The organism is Microbacterium sp. SORGH_AS_0862 (assembly GCF_030818795.1).
Taxonomy (GTDB): domain Bacteria; phylum Actinomycetota; class Actinomycetes; order Actinomycetales; family Microbacteriaceae; genus Microbacterium.
This window is the reverse complement of record NZ_JAUTAY010000001.1, coordinates 1,405,934-1,428,112: the sequence shown is the minus strand read 5'-3', so window position 1 is coordinate 1,428,112 and position 22,179 is coordinate 1,405,934. Positions and strand designations below refer to the sequence as shown.

The following is a 22,179-nucleotide window of genomic DNA, read 5'->3' as shown; positions in this document are numbered from 1 at the left end:
GGAGGCATCGTGCTCGTAAAACTCCTGCTGCGCTATCTCGCGCCCTATCGCTGGTGGCTGCTGGGTCTGCTGGTCTTCCAGTTCGCCTCCGCCATGGCATCGCTCTACCTGCCGCGTCTGAACGCCGACATCATCGACAACGGCGTCACCCGCGGCGACACCGGCTACATCTGGTCGACGGGCACGATCATGCTGGTGATCTCGCTCGGGCAGATCACCGCATCCGTCATCGCCACCTTCTTCGCCGCCCGTGCCGCGATGTCGGCCGGCCGCGACATCCGTCGTGACGTGTTCCAGAAGGTCAGCGGCTTCTCCGAGCGCGAGGTCTCGCAGTTCGGCCCGGGCTCGCTCATCACCCGCAACACGAACGACGTGCAGCAGGTGCAGATGCTCGCGATGATGGGCTCCACGATGCTCGTGACCGCACCCCTGCTGGCCATCGGCGGCATCGTGATGGCGGTGCAGCAGGATGTGGGGCTCAGCTGGCTGATCGCGGTCGCGGTGCCCGCGCTGCTGCTCGTGGCGGGCCTCATCATCGCGCGCATGGTGCCGTTGTTCCGGCAGTTCCAGAAGAAGCTCGACGCCGTCAACCGCGTCATGCGCGAGCAGCTGACGGGCGTGCGCGTCGTGCGCGCGTTCGTGCGCGAGTCGATCGAGGCCGAGCGCTTCCGCCTCGCCAACACCGACATCATGGTCATCGGACGCAAGGTCGGATCGCTCTTCGTGCTCCTGTTCCCGCTCGCGATGCTGGTGCTGAACGTCACGGTCGTCGGAGTGATCTGGTTCGGCGGCCGTCAGATCGACGCCGGGGGCGTCGAGGTCGGAACGCTCTTCGCCTTCATGCAGTACGTCGGGCAGATCCTCATGGGGGTGCTCATGGCGAGCTTCATGACGATCATGATCCCGCGCGCCGCGGTGTCGGCCGAGCGCATCGGCGAAGTGCTCGACGCCGAGGGAGGGCTCGCCCGACCCGTGCAGCCCGTCACGCTCTTCCCCGCGCCCGGCGCTCTGGAACTCGACGACGTGTCGTTCAGCTACCCCGGCGCGAACGCTCCCGTGCTGCAGGGCATCTCGTTCCACGCGGCGCGGGGTGAGACGGTCGCGATCGTGGGTTCGACGGGGTCCGGCAAGTCCACGCTCGTCTCGCTCATCCCTCGACTGTTCGACGTCACCGGCGGTGCCGTGCGGGTGGCGGGCGTCGATGTACGCGAGGCGGACCTCGACCTGCTCTGGAAGGGCATCGGCCTCGTGCCGCAACGTCCGTTCCTGTTCACCGGAACCGTCGCCTCCAACCTCCGCTTCGGCCGTGAGGATGCGAGCGACGACGAGCTGTGGGAGGCGCTCGAGATCGCGCAGGCGAGGGACTTCGTGTCCGAGATGTCCGGCGGCCTCGAGGCCACCATCGCGCAAGGCGGCACGAACGTCTCGGGCGGCCAGCGTCAGCGCCTCGCGATCGCGCGAGCGATCGTGCACCGCCCCGACCTCTTCGTGTTCGACGATTCGTTCTCCGCGCTCGATCTGCGCACCGACGCGCGGCTGCGCCAAGCGCTCTGGGAGCGGCTGCCGGACGTCACCAAGATCGTCGTCGCGCAGCGGATCTCGACCGTCACGGGCGCCGACCGCATCGTCGTGCTCGACGGCGGTCGCATGGTGGGCGTGGGCACGCACGAAGAACTGCTCGCCGACAACGACACGTACCGAGAGATCGTCGAATCGCAGCTGGGGGTGGACGCATGAGCACGCCCGACGCGCTGACAGAAGAAGAGCGCCTCGAACTGGAGCTCGCCGAGCAGGCGCGCCAGAACTCGGGCAGCTGGGACTCCGTCGCACCCGGCAAGGCCGCGAACTTCGGAAAGTCGTTCCTGCGGCTCATCGGGTTGCTGAAGCCCCACGCGGTCGCCTTCACCCTCGTCTCCCTCGCGGGTGCCGCCGGCGTCGTGCTGGCCGTCATCGCGCCTCGCGTGCTCGGCGAGGCGACGAACGTCATCTTCGAGGGCGTCGTCTCTGCGGGTCTGGGGGGCCAGTTCCCCGCGGGCGCCTCGCAGGCCGACGTGGTCGCCGCGCTGCAGGCGGCGGGGCAGGGAGACATCGCCAACATCGTCGGAGCCATGCCGAACTTCGCGGTGGGTGCGGGCATCGACTTCGAGCGACTGCGGGTGGTCACCATGGCCGCCCTGGCGATCTACATCGCGTCCGCCGTGCTCACGTGGTTCCAGGGCTACGTCATCAACGTGATCATGGTGCGCACGATGTGGCGCCTGCGTGAATCCGTCGAGGCGAAGATCAACCGTCTGCCGCTGTCGTACTTCGACCGGGTGCAGCGCGGTGAGCTCATCTCCCGCGTCACGAACGACATCGACAACATCACCCAGACGATGCAGCAGTCGCTCTCGACCGTGGTGACATCGGTTCTGACGGTCGTCGGCGTGCTCGTGATGATGTTCTCCATCTCGTGGCAGCTCGCCCTCGTCGCCCTCGTCTCGCTGCCGCTCATGGCGGTCATCTTCGGCGTCATCGGGCCGAAGTCGCAGAAGTCCTTCGCGCTGCAGTGGCGAAAGGTGGGGCGGCTCAACGCCCGCGTCGAGGAGTCCTTCTCGGGTCACGCGCTCGTCAAGGTCTACGGACGCGAGGCGGATGCGCGCGAGAAGTTCCAGGCCGAGAACGAGGAGCTGTACCGTGCGAGCTTCCGCGCGCAGTTCCTGTCGGGCATCATCATGCCGGGCATGATGTTCGTCGGAAACCTCACCTACGTGGGCATCGCGGTGCTCGGTGCCCTGATGGTGGCATCGGGTCAGCTGCGTCTCGGCGACGTGCAGGCCTTCATCCAGTACTCGCAGCAGTTCACGCAGCCGCTGTCGGAGCTGGGCGGGATGGCGGCCGTCATCCAGTCGGGCACCGCATCCGCGGAGCGTGTGTTCGATCTGCTCGACGCCGAGGAGCAGGAGCCCGACTCCGACGACGCTCCCGCACCCGCGGGCGGCCGGGGCGTCATCGAGTTCCAGAACGTCGCGTTCTCCTACTCGCCCGACAAACCGCTCATCACCGACCTGTCGTTCCGGGTCGAACCCGGACAGACGGTGGCGATCGTCGGACCCACCGGCGCCGGCAAGACCACGCTCGTCAATCTGATCATGCGCTTCTACGAGCTCGACGGCGGCCGCATCCTGCTCGACGGACAGGACATCGCCGAAGTCACCCGCGACGACGTGCGCTCACGCACCGGCATGGTGCTGCAGGACCCGTGGCTGTTCGCGGGATCCATCCGCGAGAACATCCGCTACGGGCGCGCCGACGCCACCGACGAAGAAGTGGTCGAGGCCGCCGTCGCGACGCGTGTCGATCCGTTCGTCCAGACGCTCCCCGACGGGTACGACACGGTGCTCGATGAGGATGCGGCGAACGTCTCCGCCGGAGAGAAGCAGCTCATCACGATCGCCCGAGCGTTCGTCGCGCGCCCCGAGGTGCTGATCCTCGACGAGGCCACCAGCTCTGTCGACACCCGCACCGAGCTGTTGCTGCAGCACGCGATGGCGGCGCTGCGCGAGGGACGCACCTCGTTCGTGATCGCGCACCGGCTCTCGACGATCCGCGACGCGGATCTCATCCTCGTGATGGAGCACGGCGACATTGTCGAACAGGGCACGCACGAGCAGCTCATCGCCGCCGAGGGCTCCTACTGGCGCCTGTACCGCTCGCAGTTCGAGCAGGCCGCGGCCGAGCTGGTCGAGGAGGCGCCGGTAGCGCCGGAGACGACGGCGGATGCTGCTGCCGAGTCCCTGAGCCCGGAGGACGTCCCCTCCGCCCCCGTTCCTCCGTCGGGGCCGCCCGCACCGGGCGTTCCCCCCAGCTGAGCGCCGCCGCCCGGCCCGTCGGTCGGGCGGTCAGGCCGGGTCGATGCGCAGGACGTCGGGCGACTCGCCGATCGGCAGGTCGTCGACCGCCCGCAGCGTGCGCGCGAGGGCATCCACGGCCGGGACCGCGGTCTTCACCCGCTCGCGGTCGCCGAAGACCGCGGTCAGCGTGATGAGGTGCGTGCCGATGTCCCACGTGTAGGTCGCAAAGGGCGGCGCCTTCGGGTTCGACGGCAGGTCCATCAGCAGGCGCTCGCCCGTACCCAGGTGCGGGTTGCGGAAGTCCTCTGTGTCGTCGTACTCCATCGGCATCATGGCGCGGGCGGTCCGCAACTGCGGCGTCGCCTCCTGCACCTGCGCGAGCACGACGACGAGCTCGGGGTCCGCGCGCCACATCCACGCCAGGACGCGTCCGGCGGCGCGTCTCATGAGCAACGGCGTCGCCTGGCTCACGAGCCACGCCGCGAAACCGCTGCCGGTGCGCTGCTCGGCGCCGGTGGCGAGCGAGCCCTGTGCCATCAGCATCCGCAGTGCTTTCTTGCGGTGACGACGGCCGCGCAGCCCCAACGATTCGGTGACGGCGACCCACTGGGTCTCATCGGCGTCGGCCTGCAATCGCATCATGACAACCAGCGTAGGGCGGGGTGCCTCGGTGGCGCTCGGGAGGGCTCCGGTAGACTCGGGATGCCTGCGCACCCCGCAAACGACCCCCCCAGAGAGGCAGCCACCACACGTGACTACCCCCTCGACGCCCGATGTCCCCGAACCGGCGCCGGATACCGAACGCCCCCTCACGATCGTCATCGGCTGCGACACGTTCGCACCCGACGTGAACGGGGCCGCGCGTTTCGCCGAGCGGCTCGCCGCCGGTCTCGCGAGCCGTGGCCACGACGTGCACGTCGTCGCCCCCGGCCTGAAGTACCGCACGTACCCGCCGGCGACCGAGATCATCGAGGGCGTGCCGGTCACGGTGCACCGCCTGCCCGCCGTGCGCTGGAAGCCGCACGACTGGCTCCGTTTCGTCTGGCCGTGGCGCTCGAAGCACTACGCGCGGCAGGTGCTCGACAGTGTGAAGCCGGACGTCGTGCACATCCAGTCGCACATCGTCATCGGTCGCGGTCTCGCGCGCGAGGCGCGTAAGCGCGGCATCCCGGTCGTCGCCACCAACCACGTCATGGCCGAGAACATCCTCGACTTCACGACGCTCCCGCCCGTGCTCGACAAGGTCTTCGTCAAGCTCGCGTGGGACGACGCGTCGCGCACCTTCCACATGGCGCGCGCGGTCACGACCCCCACGCGCCGTGCGGCCGACTTCCTCGAGGCCACGATCGACATCCACGGCGTGATCCCGATCAGCTGCGGCATCGACGCCTCCGGGTACACGGCCGATCTGTCGCCGCGCGACGAGAACCGCATCCTGTTCGTCGGGCGCCTCACCACCGAGAAGCACGTCGATACCCTGCTGCAGGCAGTGACCAAGCTCGACCCGGCGCTCAACGCCACCGTCGAGGTCGTCGGCGGGGGTGACCAGCGCAAGTCGCTGGACGCGCTCGTGCAACAGCTGGGTCTCGCCGATCGTGTGACGTTCCACGGTCGTGTGGAGGAGGAGGAGCTGCGCCGCATCCTCACTCGCGCGACGGTGTTCGCGATGCCCTCGATCGCCGAGCTGCAGTCGATCGCGACCATGGAGGCGATGGCGTCGGGTCTTCCCGTCGTGGCCGCCGACGCGCTCGCGTTGCCGCACCTCGTGCGCGACGGGGAGAACGGCTGGCTGTTCCGGCCGCAGAACGCCGACGACCTCGCCGAGAAGCTCACGCGGGTGCTCACCGCATCCCCCGAGGAGTATCGCGCGATGCAGGAGGCGTCGCTGAAGGGTGTCGAGATCCACGACATCGCGCGCACCCTCGACACCTTCGAGAAGCTCTACCGGGGCCAGTCGGTCGAGCCGTGACGGCAGCCGGGCCGCTTCGGCTGTTCTTCGACGCGCGGTACATCCGTACGGACTTCCACGACGGCATCAGCCGTTACTCCGCGGAGCTCGCCGCCGCGGTGTCGGCGGCCGCGGAGGATGCGGGCGTCGAGGTCACGTTCCTCGTGCACGACGCCCGGCAGATCCCGCTGCTGCCGAACGGTGCGCAGACGCTCGCGATCCACGCGCCGACCTCGTGGCGCGAGCCCTTCACCGCACGGCTGCTCAACCGTTTCGCGCCGGATGTCGTCTTCTCCCCGATGCAGACCATCGGCACCGGCGGACGTCGATTCCGTGTCATCCTCACGCTGCACGACACGATCTACTACCGCCACCGCACGCCGCCGAAGGATCTGCCCGCCCCGGTGCGGCTCGGGTGGCGACTGTTCCACCTCAGCTACCTTCCGCAGCGCCTGACGCTCAATGCGGCGGATGTGGTCGCCACGGTCAGCGAGACGAGCAAGCGGCAGTTCGCTGCCGTGAACCTCACGTCGCGGCCCGTCGTCGTGATCCCCAACGCTCCGCAGCGCCTGGCCGATCGCCTCGACGGCGTTGCGGTGGACGCGAGCGGACCCGTGCGGAACATCGTCTACATGGGCTCGTTCATGCCGTACAAGAACGTGGACAACCTGGTGCGCGCGATGGCCTCTCTTCCGGGTCGCACCCTGCACCTGCTCAGCCGCATCTCGACCGAGCGCCGCGCCGAACTCGAGGCGATCACGCCCGCCGGCACCGACGTCGTGTTCCACAACGGCGTGAGCGACGAGGAGTACGCGCGCCTGCTCGCCGACCGCGCGGTGCTCGCGACGACCAGTCTCGACGAGGGTTACGGTCTGCCGATCGCCGAAGCGCTGGAGCTGGGCGTTCCCGCCGTCGTCACCGACCTCGAGATCTTCCGCGAGGTGGCCGGTGACGGCGCCCTGTACGTCGATCCGCACGACCCACGGGCGTTCGCCGCGGCGGTCGCGAAGCTGGACGATCCCGATGTGCGCGCCGCGACCGTCGCCGCCGGTCGGGAGCACGTGGCGCGGTTCTCGTGGGAGCGGTCGGCCCGCATCCTGCTCGACACGGTGCGGGCGATGACCCCGTACCGCCGCGCCCCGCGCGACTGACCCGCAAGACACGCCGGCCGGACCGGGAGTTACGCGCGCGCGGTGGAGCTGACGCGTTCGAGGGATGCGACGTGCGGCGTCTCGGGTGCCGCGACCGCGACACGGGTCCCTCGAACGCGGGACGGCTGCGCGTCGGTGGTCGAGGGCGCGACGGGCGAGGAGGGGGCCACAGGGTCGTCGCGGTCGGGGAGGCGGCTCCAGTCGGTGCGCACCGGGCCGTAACCGTCCCGCGCGACGGCGATGACGGTGGCGACGATGGCCACGATCGAGAGGATGCCGAGGACGATGAGTGCGATCATGGCAGAAAAGCTATGTGTTGTGCGATCGTGCCACGACTGGCAGAATTGCCCATAAGCGCGTTAATACTGCCAACTCGGAGAGTCCATGAGAACTGTCGCCGTCGTCGTCCAGCACGGGTTCACCCCGTTCGAATTCGGCTTGGCCTGCGAGGCGTTCGGTATCGATCGCACCGACGACGGCATCCCGATGTTCGACTTCCGCGTCTGCGCCATCGAGCCGGGCGCGATCATGTCGAACCTCGGCTTCTCGATCAATGTCGAGCACGATCTCTCGTTCGCCGACGAGGCCGATCTCGTGGTCGTCACTCCCGTCCCGCGCGACACCTGGGGCACGATCGACGCGCGGCTGGCCAACGTGCTGCGCCGTGCGGAGCGCCGCAACGCCTGGCTGCTGAGCGTGTGCAGCGGGTCGTTCGTGCTCGCCGCATCCGGTGTTCTCGACGGACGCCGCGCGACGACGCACTGGAAGTACACCGACCGGATGTCCGAGATGTACCCGAGCCTCGACATCGACCCGGACGTGCTCTACGTGCAGGACGGCAAGGTCATCACGAGCGCGGGGACGGCCGCGGGGCTGGATGCGTGCCTGCACCTGCTTCGGCAGGAGCTCGGGGCCGAGGCGACCAACACGATCGCACGCCGCATGGTCGTGGCCCCGCAACGCGAAGGCGGCCAGGCTCAGTTCATCTCGCGACCGCTCGCGCCGACCGCGTCGCTTTCGCTCGCGCCGGTGACGGAGTGGATGGTGCAGAACCTGCGTCAGGAACTGTCGGTCGAGCAGCTCGCGGCGAAGGCGCACATGTCGCCCCGCACCTTCGCACGGCGCTTCAAAGCCGATCTGGGGGCCACGCCGGCGTCCTGGCTGGCCCGCCAGCGGGTGCTGCACGCGCAGCGGCTGCTCGAGCAGACCGACTACGGACTGGATCGGATCGCTGCGGAGTGCGGGTTCGGCTCCGCGGCCGTGCTGCGGCAGAACTTCACGCGCGTCCTGTCGACGACGCCGACCGCCTACCGTGCCCGGTTCGCGTGTCCGGCCGATGAGGCGGTCGCCGCCGTCGCGTGATCGCCGCGCTGAACTGCAGGCCGCCGCGGCTCAGTTCACCAGGCGCAGGATGCTGCGGTTGCGGTACAGCTCGCCCTTGGCTGCGGCGCGTGCACCGATGACGGCGAAGATGACGCCCACGATCCACACGAGCCCGCCCACGGGCACGTTGATGATGAACGCCAGGATGCCCGCCACGACCATCCCGAGGAAGACCGTGATCTGCAGGTTGAGCGCCTCCTTGGCCTGCTCGTAGAGGCTCGAGCCCGTCCCGCGCTGCACGAGGAAGACGATGAGGCTGGGGATGAACGAGAACAGGATGCCGCCCAGGTGCGTCAGCACGGCCGGGGTGTTCGACGTGGAGCCGGTCTCAGCGGTGGGCTGGGGCATGGAGGTCATGGGGGGATGTTCCTCTCGGAAAGCGGATGCGGATGCGCCCGACGGGTAGCGGGCCGACGCGAGAGTACGGTCCCGTCGGCGTGCCGGGGGTGCATTGCTGAGTGATCGTCACCTCCTGCGCCACGGGATTGACGTCCGCGGTGTCGGAGCGCGAGCATCGGAAGCGGATGGGACCGCCCATCGTCGTGATCGCGCACCACCGCGGCGAAGGGAGGAGGCCCGCATGCCCCACAGTCTGAGCCGGCCTACGCCGGTCACCCGCCTACGCCGGCTTCCCGTGCAGGAGCGTTCGAACGAGCGGGTGGAGGGGCTGCTGCGCGCCGCCGCATCCGTCGTCGACCGGGTGGGGGCGATCGAGCTCACGCCCGCCCTCGTCGCGGAGGAGGCGCATACCTCGGTCGGCACCGTCTACCGCTACTTCCCGGATGCGAAGGCCGTCATCGTGGCGCTCGGTGAACGCAACTTCCAGCTGCTGCGCCGTCTCATCGCCATAGCCCTCGCGCAGCCGCACCCGGACGGGCAGAGCGTGTTCCACGCGCTCGTGCGGTCGCTGCTCACGGCGTACCGCACCATCCCGTCGTTCCGCGCCATCCGCACCGCGGGCTGGCTGCTCGTGGACGTCCCGGCCCGGGACACGCCTGCCGACCTCACGATCCTCGACGATGTCGTGGCTGCGCTGGAGCGCCAGGACGCGGTCGCGCTGACGCCGCACGCGCGCGCAGCGCTCGGGCGCGCGTTCGTGGTGGTCGACGCCCTGGTCCTCGCGGCATTCCAGCGAGACGCCGCGGGCGACCCGGAGACGCTGCACCTCGCCGTGCGTCTCGGGATGCGGGAGGCGGCGGCCGCCTTCGCTCAGGCCGATGTCGCGGAACGGCTGGATGCGGCTCCGCTCGCGGACTGATCGCCGACGCCGCTTCGCCGCAGCCGCCCCGCCAGGGCCACGCCGCCGAGGGCGGCGACGGTCGGCGCAACGACGGAGAGGGTGATCGTGAGGAGCTGTGCGGCGAGTGGCATGGGCGTCATCACGCCCGTCGCGTACGACACCGCGATGCTCGCGGCTCCGGCGACGATGCCACCGCACGCGTGCAGCAGGAGCGTCCACCGGCGGTATCGCGTGACGAGGAACGGCAGTTCGCAGGCGGCGCCCCACCAGAGGGTCGCGAGGATGACGTAGGCGCCCTGCGGGCTGAAGGGCGTCATCGCCAGTCCCGCGACGAGACCCGTGAGAACCCCGACGCCCGGGCGGCGAAGCAGCGCCAGCGCGAGTGTCGCGGGCACGGCCCAGAGTCCGGCGAGGATGTACGCCGACGGCGGGAACACCGGGATCAGGAGCTTGGCGGTGAGGTTCGCGACCGTCAGGAGCACGGCGGCGGCAGCGCCGATCGCGGCGCAGCTGAGGAGCACGCGGGTCGTCAGGGGCATGCGTGAGGCTCGGCGGATCACCGCAGCACCGTAGCCGCTGCGTCGACCGTCCGGGCGGCTACGTGACGAACGCTCATCTGCGGTGCCCTCTGGTGCTCGAAGACCCTCGGTGATAAACTTGAGCCTGTGAGACTCAAGTTTGAGTCCCGGAGATTTCAGGAGAACATATGAACGCCACGCAACAGCCCGGGCAGGAGGAGTCGCAAAGTGCCCTCGAGCAGTTCGGCATCAACCTCACCGAGCGCGCCCGTCAAGGCAAGCTCGACCCCGTCATCGGGCGCGACAGCGAGATCCGGCGCGTCAGCCAGGTGCTGACCCGCCGCACCAAGAACAACCCCGTCCTCATCGGCGAGCCCGGCGTTGGAAAGACCGCCGTGGTCGAGGGGCTCGCGCAGCGCATCGTCGCGGGCGACGTCGCCGAGAGCCTCAAGAACAAGGAACTCGTCTCCCTCGACATCTCCGCGCTGGTGGCAGGCGCCATGTACCGCGGCCAGTTCGAGGAGCGTCTGAAGAGCGTCCTCAAGGAGATCACCGAATCCGACGGGCGCATCATCACCTTCATCGACGAGCTGCACGTGCTCATGGGCGCGGGCGGCGGCGAGGGCTCTGTGGCCGCATCCAACATGCTCAAGCCCATGCTCGCGCGCGGTGAGCTGCGCCTGATCGGCGCGACGACGCTCGACGAATACCGCGAGTTCATCGAGAAGGATGCGGCCCTCGAGCGCCGCTTCCAGCAGGTGTACGTGGGCGAGCCCACGGTCGAAGACACCGTCGCCATCCTGCGCGGACTCAAGGAACGCTACGAGGCCCACCACAAGGTGGCCATCGCCGACGGTGCTCTGGTCGCTGCCGCCGCGCTGTCGAATCGCTACATCCCGTCGCGGCAGCTTCCCGACAAGGCGATCGACCTGATCGACGAGGCCGCATCGCGTCTGCGCATGGAGATCGACTCCGCACCACTGGAGATCGACGAGCTGCGTCGCCACGTCGACCGCCTGAAGCTGGAGGAACTGGCGCTCAAGAAGGAGAAGGACGCGGCCTCGAAGGAGCGCCTCGAGAAGCTCCGCGAGGACCTCCGCGTCGAGCAGGAGCGCCTCGGCGAGCTGCAGGCGCGGTGGGAGCAGGAGCGTGCGTCGCTCAACCGTGTCGGTGAGCTCAAGACCCGCCTGGATGCGGCGCGCATCGACGCCGAGCGTGCGCAGCGCGAGGGCAACCTCGAGCGTGCCTCGCGGCTGCTGTACGCCGAGATCCCCGCGTTGGAGCGCGAGCTCGGCGTGGCCGAGCAGGCGGAGTCGAGCGGCGACCGGATGGTGAACGACCAGGTCACCGACGAGGACATCGCCTCGGTGATCGCGGCATGGACCGGCATCCCGGTGGGACGTCTGCTGCAGGGCGAGAGCGAGAAGCTCGTGCATCTGGAAGCCGAGCTCGGCAAGCGTCTGATCGGTCAGAAGGAGGCGGTGAAGGCGGTCTCGGATGCGGTCCGCCGCTCGCGTGCGGGAATCAGCGACCCGAACCGGCCCACGGGTTCGTTCCTGTTCCTGGGGCCCACCGGCGTCGGCAAGACCGAGCTCGCGAAGGCTCTCGCGGAGTTCCTCTTCGACGACGAGCACGCCATGGTGCGCATCGACATGTCGGAGTACGGCGAGAAGCACTCGGTCTCGCGCCTCGTCGGCGCCCCTCCCGGGTATGTCGGTTACGAGCAGGGCGGTCAGCTGACCGAGGCCGTGCGTCGCCGTCCCTACTCGGTCGTGCTGCTCGACGAGGTCGAGAAGGCGCATCCGGAGGTCTTCGACGTGCTGCTGCAGGTCATGGACGACGGCCGCCTCACCGACGGCCAGGGGCGCACGGTCGACTTCCGCAACGTCATCCTGATCCTCACCTCGAACCTCGGCTCGCCGATCCTGATCGACCCGATGCTGACGCTCGAGCAGAAGCGCGAGCAGGTGCAGGTACTGCTGCGGCAGGCCTTCCGTCCCGAGTTCCTCAACCGCCTCGACGACATCGTGATGTTCCAGGCCCTGAGCCAGGACGACCTCGCACAGATCGTGGAGCTGTCGGTGGATGCGCTGCAGCGTCGGCTGAAGGACCGCCGGCTCACGCTCGCGGTCACTCCGGACGCCCGCGCCTGGCTCGCCGAGCGCGGCTACGACCCGGTGTTCGGCGCCCGGCCGTTGCGCCGGCTCATCCAGTCCGAGATCCAGGACCGCCTCGCGATGGCGATCCTCTCGGGCGGCGTGCACGACGGCGACGTCGTGCGGGTGGATGTCGCCGCCGACGGCTCGCAGCTCGTGCTGACGAGTGCCGGCACGGCCGCATCCGAGTCCGCTCCGGACGACGACGATGTCATCGAGGCCGAGCTGCTCGACGACTGATCGACGCACGAGAGGCCCCGCATCCCGACGGATGCGGGGCCTCTCGTGCGTGCTCAGAGGATGCCGGCGAAGGCCCAGACGCCGGTGACGATGAGGGTCGCGATGGTGGTCCACATCGTGATGGCGATGGCCTGCCACACCAGGATCCGGCCCTTCGTGACACCGGCGCCGGCGAGCATCGCGGAGGTGAGCTGCGTCGGAAGCAGCAGCGGCCCGAGCAGGCTCACGCCCGGCACGCCGTAGCGCACGAAGGCGCGCTGGAACTTCTCTCGGCGCGGCGACGTCTCGGTGACCTGACCGACGGCGGTGGCGGCGCGCCCGGAGGTCACGGCGGATCGGACGCCCGCCCCCACGAGCACCACGATCGCGACGCAGACGAAGTTGCCGACAGCGGCGGCGACGGCGGCGACGATCGGGTGGATGCCGCCGACGATGCCGATGACGGTCGCACCCTCGCCCTCGACGAACGGGACGGCGCCCGCGAGTGCGACGATGAGCGGTTGCACCAGCTCGGGGACGGTGGCGATGAGATTCTGGAATCCTGCGATGAGATCGTGCATGTCGGCTCCGTCGGGGTGGGATGCGCGGTCGGGGGAACGTCTCCATCCCACCGGGCCGCGTCCTTCGTCGGCAGTGCCGTCGCGTCACCTCCGCCGGGGAGGAAAGGGCGGGTCGGGCATGACTTTTGTCATGCCCGTAGCCTGGTCGGCGTGAGTGCTTCATCACCCCCGGCCGCCGCCGAGCCCGCCGTCGGTCGCGGCGTGCGCGCGACGTGGTGGTACACGTTCTCGTCCGCCGTGTTCTTCGCCGTCGGCACGCTCACGGTGTGGGCCATCCCGACCTGGGTCACCGAGTCCGCCCCGGAGCTGATCGTGTTCGCGGCCGCATCCCTCGCCTGGCTTGTGGCGTTCGTCATGACGGGCCTCGACTACTTCCGGGCGGATGCGGCGGGAAGCCGACGGTGGATGCGCGTCGCCGCGTTCGGCCTCGGTGCGGCGGCAGCCGTGGCGATCGGGGTCGTGACCGGCAGCATCACGCTGGCGCTGGCCCTCGTGGGAGCACTCGTGTGCACTCTGCCCTGGCCGAGGGGCGTGCGGGCCCGGGTCACGGGACTCGTCACCGTCGTACTCGCTGCCGTCGCGGTGATCGAGTACCTGCGCGCGGTCGAGGGTGAGGCGACCCTCGTCTACGGACCCATCTTCGTGCTCTTCATGTTCCCGGTGGCGTTGCCGATCACCGTCGTCAGCATGCTCTGGTGGTGGGACATCGTGCGCGAGCTCGACCGCGCCCGCCTCACCGAGGCGAACCTCGCGGCGACCCAGGAACGACTGCGCCTGGCAAGCGATGTGCACGATCTGCAAGGCCACCATCTGCAGGTCGTTGCGCTGCAACTCGAACTCGCCGAACGCCTGAGCGCCGACCCGCCCGCCGCACTCGAACACATCCGCGCCGCGCGACGCGAGGTCGATGAGGCCCGTGTGGGCACGAGGGCGCTCGCCGCGCGCTTCCGCGGCGTTCCGCTCCCGGACGAGCTGGCCAACGCCGCCGACCTCTTGCGTGCGGCAGGACTCAGCGTCGAGCTGGCCGTGAGCCCGGATGCGGCCGGCGCACCCCGCGACGCGCTCGGACCCGTCGTGCGCGAGAGCACGACCAACATCCTCAAACACGGCGGCGGCCGCTTCGCCCGGCTCTCGTTGGAGCGGGACGCCGGCGGCTGGCGGTACCGGGCTGAGAACGACCGCGGCGGTGCGGCCACGGGGGAGGGCGCGGGGATCGACGGCATGACGGCGCGTCTCGCCGAGGCGGGCGGATCGCTCGTGACCGAGCTCGACGACGATGTGTTCGTCCTGGACGCGCGCGTGCCGACGGGGGTGAGCGCATGATCCGGGTGCTCATCGCCGACGACGAGGACATGATCCGCACCGCGCTCGCCGCGCTGCTGCGGTTGGAGCAGGACATCGAGGTGGTCGGCGAATGCGTCGACGGCGAGCAGGCGGTGGCGGCGGCGCTACGCCTGCAGCCGGACGTGTGCCTCTTCGACGTCGAGATGCCGGTTCTGGACGGCATCGATGCGGCGGCGCGGGTGCGCAAGCAGACGCGTTCGCGGGTCGTCGCGGTGACCCGGCACGCGCGGCCGGGTGTGCTTCGGCGCGCGCTGCAGGCGGGGGTCGAAGGCTTCCTTCCCAAGTCGCGTCCGGCGCAGGACGTCGCCGACGTCATCCGGCAGGTCGCCGCGGGGCGTCGGTACGTCGATCCCGAGATCGCCGCCGATGCTCTCGCTGACGAGCGGAGCCCCCTCACGGACCGTGAGCTCGACGTGCTGCGGGCCGGTGCCGAGGGACAGACGATCGCCACGATCGCTCGGACACTGCACCTGTCGCCCGGCACGGTGCGCAACCACGTCTCGTCGATCCTCGGCAAGCTGCACCTGGAGACGCGTCAGCAGGCGTTGCTGCGCGCGCAGGAGCGCGGCTGGATCTGAGGACCGTCTGCGCCGCATCCTTCGTCAGGAGATCGCCACGGTGCAGGATGATCCTTCGCGAATCGTCCTGCGGGAGGGAGATCTCCTGACGGGGCGGGGCGCCGGATACGCTCGACGGGTGACGGATGTGGCCGAGGCGTACGACCGGCGGGCCGCCGAGTACGCGCAGGCACTGGGAACGATGGCCGCCGTGCACCCTTTCGACCGTCAGCTGGTCGAGACCTGGGCCGACGGCATCCACGGCCCGGTCCTCGATGCGGGGTGCGGGCCCGGCCACTGGAGCGCGCACCTCGCCGAGCGCGGTCTCGACGTGCGGGGCATCGACCTGACGCCGGAGTTCGTCGAGACGGCCCGGGCGAATCACCCCGGCATCCGGTTCGATCTCGGCACGATCGACGCGATCGACGCGCCGGACGCGTGTGTGGGCGGCATACTCGCGTGGTTCTCGACGATCCACCACGCACCGGCTCGCATCGGCGTGCCCCTCGCCGAGTTCGCGCGGGTGCTGCGCCCGGGTGGGTCTCTCGTGCTCGGATTCTTCGATGCGGATGCGGTCGAGCCGTTCGACCACGCGGTCGTCGGTGCGTGGCGCTGGCCCGCCGCGGAACTGGAACGGTGCCTGGAGGGCAAGGGGTTCGAGATCCTCGAGACGCACCGTCGCGCGGCCCGCGGTGCACGCCCGGTCGGCGCCATCGTGTGCCGACGGCCGGATGCGGTGTAGACAGGAAAGGTGCCTTCTCCGCAGTCGCTCGACGACGCCGATCGTCGCCTGGTCGCGGCCTGGGCGGCGGAGTGCGCCGAGCGCGTGCTCGCCCTGTTCGAGGCCGAGGCTCCCGGTGACGATCGGCCTCGCGATGCCATCGCCCGAGCGCGTGCATACGCGCGCGGAGAGCTGGATGCGGCAGGCGAGATCAAGCGGCGTTTCGTCGCCGGCCGGGCCGCGCACGCGGTGACCGGCGCACCGGCTGTCGCGGCCGCCCGCTCCGCGGCACAGGCGGCCGGCGTCGCGCACATGGGTGCGCACGCGCTGGGCGCTGCCGCTTATGCCGCGCTGGCGGCGGATACGGCGGCTCCCGGTTCGTTCGACGCCGAGATCGACCGGCAGCTCGCGCTTCTCACCCGGGATACGCGCGCGGCGCTGCGCCTTCTGCCTCCGGTCGGTCGCGACGCATCGGGCCCCCTGGTCGCGGGCGGGCTTCTCGCGCGGGGCCGCCTGGGCGCGGCGATCACCCGCATCCAGGCCCAGGTCGTCGCGGGCGACTGACCGGCGCGTCGCCGTCAACCCGCGAGGCAAGACGGATGCGGCCGCTTACGGTCGGAGCATGACCCGAGCCCTGGCGAGTGTGCGCGCGCTCTGGGCGTCCACGCATCCGGGTCCCGCCCTTGTCGTCACGGTGCTCGCGCTCGCGCTGGGCGTCTCGGCCGGGCTCGCACCGTGGCGCATCGCGCTGCTGACGGCCGCCGTCTTCGCCGGTCAGGTCTCGATCGGCCTGTCGAACGATGCGATCGACGCCGGCCGGGATCGGGCCGTCGGCCGCACCGACAAGCCGCTCGCGCGCGGCGAGGTCGGCCTCCGTACCGCCTGGGCGGTCGCCGCCGCATCCGTCGCCGGCGCGCTGCTGCTGTCGGCGCCGCTCGGATGGGGACTGCTGGTCGCCCAGGCGGTGACGATCGCCTCCGCGTGGCTGTACAACGCGCCGTTGAAGGCAACGCCGTTCTCGATCGTGCCGTTCCTGGTGAGCTTCGGGCTCCTCCCGTCGCTCGCGACTCTCTCGGCCGCGGAGCCGGCGCTCGCGGCACCGTGGGCGACCGCCGCCGGAGCGTCACTCGGGGCGGCGGTGCACCTGGCCAACGTGCTGCCGGATCTCGACGACGATCAACGCACCGGCATCCGCGGACTGCCGCATCGGATCGGCGCGCGCTGGTCGGGCGCGCTGGCGGGCGTCGGGATCATCGGCGGCGCGGTGGCCGTGCGGCTCGGGCCGGCGAGGGATGCGGCGCCGATCGTCTCGTGGGTCTTCTTCGCCGCCGTGGTCGGCGTGGCGGTCGTGGCCGTGGGATGCGCGTGGGCGCGTCGCCCCGGACGCATCGTGTTCCGCCTCGTGATGGGAGCCGCGCTCCTGCTCGCTGTGCAACTCGTGGCGACCGGCGGCTCGCTGACCGCCTGAGCGCTTCTACCCGGCGCACTCCCGCGATTCGTCCGTGATGATCCACGACGACGCGTCGCGGTGCATGACGACCGTCCCGCAATCGCCGGACGCGCCGTAGGTGACGAACAGGGTGGCGTCGGTGGCCGTCTCGGACTGCACCTGCACATCGACGTCGGCGCTCTGGCCGGTGGCGCGGTAAAGCTCCGAGGTCGCCTGGATCATCTCCTCGCAGGTGGTGAGGTCGAGCCCGTTCTGGTTCAGCTCGGCGAGCATGCGCTCCGCCAGAGCGGGCGACAGCGCCGCGCACGCCGCGGCGGGATCGGGCGTCCGCGTCGCTTCGAACCACGCGCGGAAGCTCTCGACGGGCCCGTCCGCGGTGTCGGCGGATGCTGCGGGAGCGGGAGCGGGAGCGGTCGACGGTGCATGCGTGGCGGTCGGGCTCGACGATGCGGACGGCTCGGCCGCATCGTCCGGTGCCGCGGTGCACGCTGTCAGCACCAGTGCTGCCGTGGCCAGGGTCATCGCGCCGAGGGTCCGGAACCGTCGCATGCTCACGGGTGAATGCTGTCAGATCCGCTCGCGCGCCGCCGGTGCCTGTGGGCAACCTCAGCGGGCGTCGGCGTCGAAGCCCATCGCGTAGGCACGCGTGAGCACGGCCCCGACGGGGCTGCGCAGCAGCATCCCGAGCGCCGTACCGCGGATGCGGTGGGTCACCGCGCCGGCCGGGCGCCCGAGCGCGGTGTTCACGGTGGCCATTGCGGCCGCGATCCGCGCGGAGCGCACGCGGCGGCGCTCCCATCGGTCGAGCGCGGGGGAGGTGAGAGATCCGGTGCGGAGCGCCTCGGCGACGAGCGGGGCGAGCGTCACCGCATCCAGCAGCCCGAGGTTCATGCCCTGCCCGCCGATCGGGCTCACTTCGTGGGCCGCGTCGCCCACGACGACGAGACCGCCCCGCCGCAGGCGTGGAGCGACGAGGCGCCGCACCCGGAAGGCGGTCACGACCTCCATACGGTCGGCGGCCTCCTCCTCGCCGCGCTCGCGCAGCGCGCGCCGCATCCGCTCGCGTCGGGCGTGGGGCTCGTCCGGGCCGCCTTCGGCGTCGTGCAGCACGAAGCGGCGGGCGGAGCCGGGCAGCGGGAAGGACTCCATGACACCGGCGGCGTCGAGCCGGATCACCGCCACCGGGTCGGACGCGTCCATCGCCGTATCGGTCATGAGATACCGGTCGCGGTACTCGTGCACCCGAAGCGCGCCGGGGCGGTACGCGAGGTCCCGGCCGCCCCAGCCGCCGGCAACGATCACCACGCGCGCGGTGAACTCGCGGCCGTCGGCCGAGCGCACCCGCATCCGGTCGCCGTCATCGTGCACGGCCGCCACCGTGACCCCGCGCTCGATCGGCCCAGCGAGATCGGCGAGCACGCCCTCCGTCACGCGCTGCGGGAGGGTCGCGACGAAGGGGAAGCGGGCGGACAGACGACGGAAGTCGACCGCGCCGACCAACCGGCCGCCGGTGCGCGCCTCCCCCCTCTCGACGCGCACGGCGTCGGCGAGCAGGCGCTCCGTCGCACCGCAGGATTCGAGCGCGGCGAGCGTGGGCGGATGGATGCCGATCGCCCGCGTGCCGTCGCCCGGGCCGGGCCGCCTCTCGAGCGTGGCGACCTCTACGCCGAGCCGGCGCAGCTCCGCTGTGAGAAGGAGCCCCACGGGGCCCGCGCCGACGACGATGACCTCAGGCACGGGGCTCCCTCACCGCCAGCACGCGGAAGCGAGCAGGACGCTCCACCCGCCATCCCTCGGGAAGGCGCGACGCGAGTTCGGCGACCCGATAGCTGCGCCGGATCGAGCGGAGTCCGTCGGTGCGCAGGAAGGTGCCGGGGGCCAGCGGAAGGATGCCGACGCCGTAGAGCGCGTACGCCAGGCGCCCCCGCTCGATGTCGCCGTGCAGGACGAGCCCCGTCGAGAGCGCGGCGGAGTCGTCGACGAACGCGGCGAGCTCCGCCGCATCCAGATGATGCAGCACATGGTTCGAGAGCACCGCGTCGAAGCGCTCGCCGCTCTCGCGCAGAGCGCGCGAGCCGGTGCAGCGGAAGGACACATCGGATGCGGCACGCACGGCCGCGGCCTCGATGGCGCGCGAATCGGGGTCTGCGCCGACCCACTGCACCCGCAGCCCGTCGGCGCGGGCGAGCGCGGCGAGGTGCGCAACCACGTCCCCGCCGCCGCATCCCAGATCCAGCACGCGTGCCGGGCGTCCGAGGCCGGACAGATACGGACGGAGCGTCCGACGGTAGACGCCGGTCCACCCCGCGACCAGCCGGTTCACGAGACCGAAGCGGCGGTACGTCGCCGCGAGCAGCCGCGGGTCGCAGTCCGGGTCGTCCATCAGCTCGCGGAGCGAAGCATCGCGCTCCGCGAGGTTCACGCGTCGCCTCGCACGAGGAGACGCCCGGACTCGACCGTGAGTCCGGGGCCGAAGGCGAGGAGTCCCAGCGTCGTGCCGTCGGCGAGGGCGGGGTCGCGCCGCATCCGGTCGAGGATGAACAGCACCGTCGCGCTGGACATGTTGCCGAACGCGCGCAGCACCTCGCGCGACGGGGCCATCTGCTCCTCGGAGAGTCCGAGCCCGGCGGCCACCCGATCCAGGACGCTGCGCCCGCCCGGGTGGATCGCCCAGGCGGTGGCGCCGTCGAGGTAGGCGACCGCATCGGCGACCTCACGCCCCGCGATGCGGGGCACCTCGGCGGTGAGCGTCATCTCGAAGCCGTGGTCGCCGATGGTCCACACCATGTCGTGCTCGCCGTCGTCGCTGAGTGCGGTGCGGAACTCGTCCAGCTCGAACCGGCGCCCCGCGTGCTCGCGGGAGGTCACGACAGCGGCCGCGGCGCCGTCGGCGAAGAGGGATGCGGCGACGATCTGCTCCGGATCGTCGCTGACGCGCAGGTGCAGGGAGCACAGCTCGGCGCACGCGACGAGCACGACGGCGTCCGGCTGTGCGACGGCGATGCGGTGGGCTGCGCGCAGCGCCGGCACGGCTGCGGCACAGCCGACGAACCCGTGGTGGTAGCGCTCGGTCGCCGGGCGCAGACCCAGGTCGCGCACGAGCAGCATGTCGGGGCCGGGGGCGAACAGCCCGGTGCAGCTGACGGTGATGACGTGCGTCACCTCGTCTGCGGCGACTCCGGCATCGGCCAGCGCCGCTCTGCCCGCTCGCGCGAACAGATCGGGCGCGAGGCGGCGGAACTCGGCGTTTCGCGCGGAGGTGCTCGGGTCGAGAAGCAGGTCGCCGTCGCGCACCGCGAGAGCTTCGGGCGGGGCATCGCCGGTGAGCGATGCCAGCACCGTGTGGCGGGTCTCGATGGCCGCCGCGTCGAACGCGGCACCGAGGATCCGTTGCGCGCGGCGGTCGAGACCGGGCTGCGCGAGGAAGAGGTCGCGGATCTGCGACTGGGTGAGCCGGGTGTCCGGCACGGCTGTGCCGACTCCGACGATGCTCGGGACCATGCCTCACGATAGGCACGTCGCGCGCAGACGTCGCGCAGGCTGGTGCCCGGATGTGGCGGCGTCTAGAGTGCCGGGCCCCGATGTGCCCCGTCGCGCCCCGCCGTCGCGCCCGGTCGACCCGAAACGACAGCTCGCCTGTCACAGATCGAGCGCGGAGCGTCGATCTGTGACAGGCGAGCTGGGGGGTGGCGTGGTTCCCCTGTCACAGGTCGAGCCTCGGGGGGCGATCTGCGACAGGGGAACCACGGGGTGCGGGCGGGCGCGCCGCTCATGCGAGGGCGCCGCGGGCGGGGAGCACAACGCGGAGAGCCGCGCGCGGGGAGTGCCGCGGGGGCGGAGGGGATCAGTCGTTGACGACGACCGACTCCTCGATGGGGCGGCGGACGCGAGGAGCGCGCTCGCCGTCACGGGCGAACTCGGGGGCGTCCTCGATCGTGCCGTGGTTGCCGACGGCCATGATCGAGAAGGGCGTGAACTCGGGCGCGAGGTCGAAGGCCCCGGAGACGGCGGCCGCGTCGAAGCCGGTGAGCTGGTGGGTGTACAGACCGTTGGCGTGCGCCTGCACGGTGAAGTGCGCGGCGGCCTGGCCGAGGTCGTAGAACGCGGAGGGGAACTGGTGCTCGCCGCGAGAGGTCTCGGCGATGAAGACGACGAGCGCGCCGGCGGGGGCAGCCCACGCCTGGTTGAACTCGACCATGCTGGCGACGACCTTGGCGTGGGTCTCGGTGCCGCGGCGGGCCACGATGAAGCGCCAGGGCTGGTTGTTGTAGGCCGAGGGGGACCAGCGGGCCGCCTCGAGCGCGCCGCGCAGGGCGTCTTCGTCGATCGGGGTCACGCTGTCGTAGGCGCGGGTGCTCCAGCGCTGCGAGAGCACGTCGAGAATAGGCGCGTCGGTGGGCGCGGTGCGGTCGAGAGTGTCAGACATGAGGATCTCCTCGGGGTCGAATATGCGGGGGGACGTCATCGGCCCGATCCATGCAACGGTATACAGAGGCGGAATGTTCCCGAATCCGAGCCGGGTGTGAATGTGGAAAGAACTTCACCGAGCGCACCGCACGGTTCCGGCATCCGGCGTCCTACCGTGGACGCATGGTGATCGCGACGGCCGACGTGTACGACGAGCGGGGTGAGCAGCTCGACTCGCTCGCGCTGCAACTGCGAGACCTGGGGGGACGGCGGGCCTTCGACGGTCCGGTCCGCACAGTGCGCTGCCACCGCGACAACGCCCTCGTGAAGTCGCTGCTGCAGACGCCGGGAGACGGGGCCGTGCTGGTCGTCCACGGCGGCGGCTCGCTGGAATCGGCCCTGGTCGGCGACATCATCGCGGGCGCCGCGGTCGACAACGGCTGGGCCGGCATCATCGTCTTCGGCGCGGTCAGGGATGCGGCCGTGCTCGAGACCCTCCCGCTGGGGGTGAAGGCGCTCGGCACGAACCCCCGCAAGAGCGCGAAGGACGGCGTGGGCGAGGTCGACGTGGCTGTCGAGATCGCGGGCGTCGTGTTCACCCCCGGCCACCACGTCTGGGCCGACGCAGACGGCGTGCTCGTCGAGCGGTGAACCCGCATCCGCCCTCGACA

General features: G+C 70.8%; 23 protein-coding genes. 13 read left to right on the top strand and 10 right to left on the bottom strand.

The window, feature by feature from the left end:
- Window positions 1–9: 9 nt before the first annotated feature.
- Together QE377_RS06670 and QE377_RS06665 are read left to right on the top strand one after the other, a co-directional pair.
- Window positions 10–1,737 carry an ABC transporter ATP-binding protein gene (locus QE377_RS06670; protein WP_307320929.1) on the top strand — a complete coding sequence of 576 codons (1,728 nt, stop codon included), beginning with the start codon at window positions 10–12 and terminating at the stop codon, window positions 1,735–1,737.
- Window positions 1,734–3,851 (top strand): ABC transporter ATP-binding protein, encoded by a 2,118-nt coding sequence (locus QE377_RS06665; RefSeq protein WP_307320927.1) that lies wholly within the window; start codon window positions 1,734–1,736, stop codon window positions 3,849–3,851. Before QE377_RS06670 ends, QE377_RS06665 begins: the two co-directional genes overlap by 4 nt.
- Window positions 3,852–3,881: 30 nt before the next feature.
- On the opposite strand, the gene QE377_RS06660 is transcribed toward QE377_RS06665, so the two are convergent.
- A complete protein-coding gene (locus QE377_RS06660; protein WP_307320924.1) occupies window positions 3,882–4,475 on the bottom strand; it encodes a hypothetical protein in 594 nt (197 codons plus the stop codon).
- A 109-nt stretch (window positions 4,476–4,584) separates the two neighbouring features.
- Between QE377_RS06660 and QE377_RS06655 the strand changes: the two genes are divergently transcribed.
- Together QE377_RS06655 and QE377_RS06650 are read left to right on the top strand one after the other, a co-directional pair.
- Entirely contained in the window at window positions 4,585–5,802 is a 1,218-nt protein-coding gene (locus QE377_RS06655) for a glycosyltransferase (RefSeq protein ID WP_307320922.1), read from the top strand.
- Window positions 5,799–6,932 (top strand): glycosyltransferase family 1 protein, encoded by a 1,134-nt coding sequence (locus tag QE377_RS06650; protein ID WP_307320920.1) that lies wholly within the window; start codon window positions 5,799–5,801, stop codon window positions 6,930–6,932. The genes QE377_RS06655 and QE377_RS06650 overlap by 4 nt, the downstream gene beginning before the upstream one ends.
- A gap of 29 nt (window positions 6,933–6,961) precedes the next feature.
- On the opposite strand, the gene QE377_RS06645 is transcribed toward QE377_RS06650, so the two are convergent.
- The gene (locus QE377_RS06645) at window positions 6,962–7,231 is read right to left on the bottom strand and encodes a hypothetical protein (protein ID WP_307320917.1); all 270 of its coding nucleotides are present in this window, start codon (window positions 7,229–7,231) and stop codon (window positions 6,962–6,964) included.
- Window positions 7,232–7,316: 85 nt separating this feature from the next.
- Between QE377_RS06645 and QE377_RS06640 the strand changes: the two genes are divergently transcribed.
- Window positions 7,317–8,294 (top strand): helix-turn-helix domain-containing protein, encoded by a 978-nt coding sequence (locus QE377_RS06640; protein WP_307320915.1) that lies wholly within the window; start codon window positions 7,317–7,319, stop codon window positions 8,292–8,294.
- 30 nt (window positions 8,295–8,324) lie between these two features.
- On the opposite strand, the gene QE377_RS06635 is transcribed toward QE377_RS06640, so the two are convergent.
- Window positions 8,325–8,672: a DUF4870 domain-containing protein gene (locus QE377_RS06635; RefSeq protein ID WP_307320913.1), complete on the bottom strand. Its 348-nt coding sequence runs from the start codon at window positions 8,670–8,672 to the stop codon at window positions 8,325–8,327.
- 223 nt (window positions 8,673–8,895) lie between these two features.
- On the opposite strand from QE377_RS06635, the gene QE377_RS06630 reads away from it, so the two are divergent.
- A complete protein-coding gene (locus QE377_RS06630; protein WP_307320910.1) occupies window positions 8,896–9,573 on the top strand; it encodes a TetR/AcrR family transcriptional regulator in 678 nt (225 codons plus the stop codon).
- On the opposite strand, the gene QE377_RS06625 is transcribed toward QE377_RS06630, so the two are convergent.
- The gene (locus QE377_RS06625) at window positions 9,525–10,094 is read right to left on the bottom strand and encodes an ECF transporter S component (RefSeq protein ID WP_307320907.1); all 570 of its coding nucleotides are present in this window, start codon (window positions 10,092–10,094) and stop codon (window positions 9,525–9,527) included. The two genes, QE377_RS06630 and QE377_RS06625, sit on opposite strands and share 49 nt — an antisense overlap.
- Window positions 10,095–10,261: 167 nt before the next feature.
- On the opposite strand from QE377_RS06625, the gene QE377_RS06620 reads away from it, so the two are divergent.
- Window positions 10,262–12,469, top strand: a complete 2,208-nt coding sequence (locus QE377_RS06620; RefSeq protein WP_307320904.1) for an ATP-dependent Clp protease ATP-binding subunit — start codon at window positions 10,262–10,264, stop codon at window positions 12,467–12,469.
- Between the two features lie 53 nt (window positions 12,470–12,522).
- Here the strand turns inward: QE377_RS06620 and QE377_RS06615 are convergent, their stop codons facing one another.
- Entirely contained in the window at window positions 12,523–13,029 is a 507-nt protein-coding gene (locus QE377_RS06615; RefSeq protein ID WP_307320901.1) for a small multidrug efflux protein, read from the bottom strand.
- Window positions 13,030–13,179: 150 nt separating this feature from the next.
- Between QE377_RS06615 and QE377_RS06610 the strand changes: the two genes are divergently transcribed.
- From QE377_RS06610 to QE377_RS06590, 5 genes are all read left to right on the top strand, one after another.
- Window positions 13,180–14,352 carry a sensor histidine kinase gene (locus QE377_RS06610; RefSeq protein WP_307320899.1) on the top strand — a complete coding sequence of 391 codons (1,173 nt, stop codon included), beginning with the start codon at window positions 13,180–13,182 and terminating at the stop codon, window positions 14,350–14,352.
- Window positions 14,349–14,951 (top strand): response regulator transcription factor, encoded by a 603-nt coding sequence (locus QE377_RS06605; protein WP_307320897.1) that lies wholly within the window; start codon window positions 14,349–14,351, stop codon window positions 14,949–14,951. Before QE377_RS06610 ends, QE377_RS06605 begins: the two co-directional genes overlap by 4 nt.
- Before the next feature lie 118 nt (window positions 14,952–15,069).
- A complete protein-coding gene (locus QE377_RS06600; RefSeq protein WP_307320894.1) occupies window positions 15,070–15,672 on the top strand; it encodes a class I SAM-dependent methyltransferase in 603 nt (200 codons plus the stop codon).
- A 9-nt stretch (window positions 15,673–15,681) separates the two neighbouring features.
- Window positions 15,682–16,215 (top strand): putative immunity protein, encoded by a 534-nt coding sequence (locus QE377_RS06595; RefSeq protein WP_307320891.1) that lies wholly within the window; start codon window positions 15,682–15,684, stop codon window positions 16,213–16,215.
- A gap of 58 nt (window positions 16,216–16,273) precedes the next feature.
- The gene (locus QE377_RS06590) at window positions 16,274–17,119 is read left to right on the top strand and encodes a UbiA family prenyltransferase (RefSeq protein WP_307320888.1); all 846 of its coding nucleotides are present in this window, start codon (window positions 16,274–16,276) and stop codon (window positions 17,117–17,119) included.
- Window positions 17,120–17,125: 6 nt separating this feature from the next.
- On the opposite strand, the gene QE377_RS06585 is transcribed toward QE377_RS06590, so the two are convergent.
- The 5 genes from QE377_RS06585 to QE377_RS06565 form a co-directional block, all read right to left on the bottom strand.
- On the bottom strand, window positions 17,126–17,650 hold the full coding sequence (locus QE377_RS06585; RefSeq protein WP_307325891.1) for a hypothetical protein: 525 nt from the start codon (window positions 17,648–17,650) through the stop codon (window positions 17,126–17,128).
- Between the two features lie 57 nt (window positions 17,651–17,707).
- Window positions 17,708–18,838 carry an NAD(P)/FAD-dependent oxidoreductase gene (locus QE377_RS06580; RefSeq protein ID WP_307320885.1) on the bottom strand — a complete coding sequence of 377 codons (1,131 nt, stop codon included), beginning with the start codon at window positions 18,836–18,838 and terminating at the stop codon, window positions 17,708–17,710.
- A complete protein-coding gene (locus tag QE377_RS06575) occupies window positions 18,831–19,523 on the bottom strand; it encodes a methyltransferase domain-containing protein (protein ID WP_307320883.1) in 693 nt (230 codons plus the stop codon). Before QE377_RS06575 ends, QE377_RS06580 begins: the two co-directional genes overlap by 8 nt.
- Window positions 19,520–20,602, bottom strand: coding sequence for a type III polyketide synthase (locus QE377_RS06570; RefSeq protein ID WP_307320881.1), 1,083 nt, complete (start codon window positions 20,600–20,602; stop codon window positions 19,520–19,522). The genes QE377_RS06575 and QE377_RS06570 overlap by 4 nt, the downstream gene beginning before the upstream one ends.
- A gap of 343 nt (window positions 20,603–20,945) precedes the next feature.
- Window positions 20,946–21,527 carry a nitroreductase family protein gene (locus tag QE377_RS06565; protein ID WP_307320880.1) on the bottom strand — a complete coding sequence of 194 codons (582 nt, stop codon included), beginning with the start codon at window positions 21,525–21,527 and terminating at the stop codon, window positions 20,946–20,948.
- 164 nt (window positions 21,528–21,691) lie between these two features.
- On the opposite strand from QE377_RS06565, the gene rraA reads away from it, so the two are divergent.
- Window positions 21,692–22,159 carry a ribonuclease E activity regulator RraA gene (rraA, locus tag QE377_RS06560; protein WP_307320878.1) on the top strand — a complete coding sequence of 156 codons (468 nt, stop codon included), beginning with the start codon at window positions 21,692–21,694 and terminating at the stop codon, window positions 22,157–22,159.
- Window positions 22,160–22,179: the final 20 nt, after the last annotated feature.

Bases quoted from the DNA above. Each gene is read 5' to 3' on its own strand.
- QE377_RS06635 (WP_307320913.1), bottom strand. From the start codon at position 8,672: ATGACCTCCATGCCCCAGCCCACCGCTGAGACCGGCTCCACGTCGAAC.
- QE377_RS06630 (WP_307320910.1), top strand. From the start codon at position 8,896: ATGCCCCACAGTCTGAGCCGGCCTACGCCGGTCACCCGCCTACGCCGG.
- QE377_RS06615 (WP_307320901.1), bottom strand. From the start codon at position 13,029: ATGCACGATCTCATCGCAGGATTCCAGAATCTCATCGCCACCGTCCCC.
- QE377_RS06660 (WP_307320924.1), bottom strand. From the start codon at position 4,475: ATGATGCGATTGCAGGCCGACGCCGATGAGACCCAGTGGGTCGCCGTC.
- QE377_RS06625 (WP_307320907.1), bottom strand. From the start codon at position 10,094: ATGCCCCTGACGACCCGCGTGCTCCTCAGCTGCGCCGCGATCGGCGCT.
- QE377_RS06570 (WP_307320881.1), bottom strand. From the start codon at position 20,602: ATGGTCCCGAGCATCGTCGGAGTCGGCACAGCCGTGCCGGACACCCGG.
- QE377_RS06620 (WP_307320904.1), top strand. From the start codon at position 10,262: ATGAACGCCACGCAACAGCCCGGGCAGGAGGAGTCGCAAAGTGCCCTC.
- QE377_RS06665 (WP_307320927.1), top strand. From the start codon at position 1,734: ATGAGCACGCCCGACGCGCTGACAGAAGAAGAGCGCCTCGAACTGGAG.
- QE377_RS06590 (WP_307320888.1), top strand. From the start codon at position 16,274: ATGACCCGAGCCCTGGCGAGTGTGCGCGCGCTCTGGGCGTCCACGCAT.
- QE377_RS06605 (WP_307320897.1), top strand. From the start codon at position 14,349: ATGATCCGGGTGCTCATCGCCGACGACGAGGACATGATCCGCACCGCG.
- QE377_RS06640 (WP_307320915.1), top strand. From the start codon at position 7,317: ATGAGAACTGTCGCCGTCGTCGTCCAGCACGGGTTCACCCCGTTCGAA.
- QE377_RS06565 (WP_307320880.1), bottom strand. From the start codon at position 21,527: ATGTCTGACACTCTCGACCGCACCGCGCCCACCGACGCGCCTATTCTC.
- QE377_RS06645 (WP_307320917.1), bottom strand. From the start codon at position 7,231: ATGATCGCACTCATCGTCCTCGGCATCCTCTCGATCGTGGCCATCGTC.
- rraA (WP_307320878.1), top strand. From the start codon at position 21,692: ATGGTGATCGCGACGGCCGACGTGTACGACGAGCGGGGTGAGCAGCTC.
- QE377_RS06585 (WP_307325891.1), bottom strand. From the start codon at position 17,650: ATGCGACGGTTCCGGACCCTCGGCGCGATGACCCTGGCCACGGCAGCA.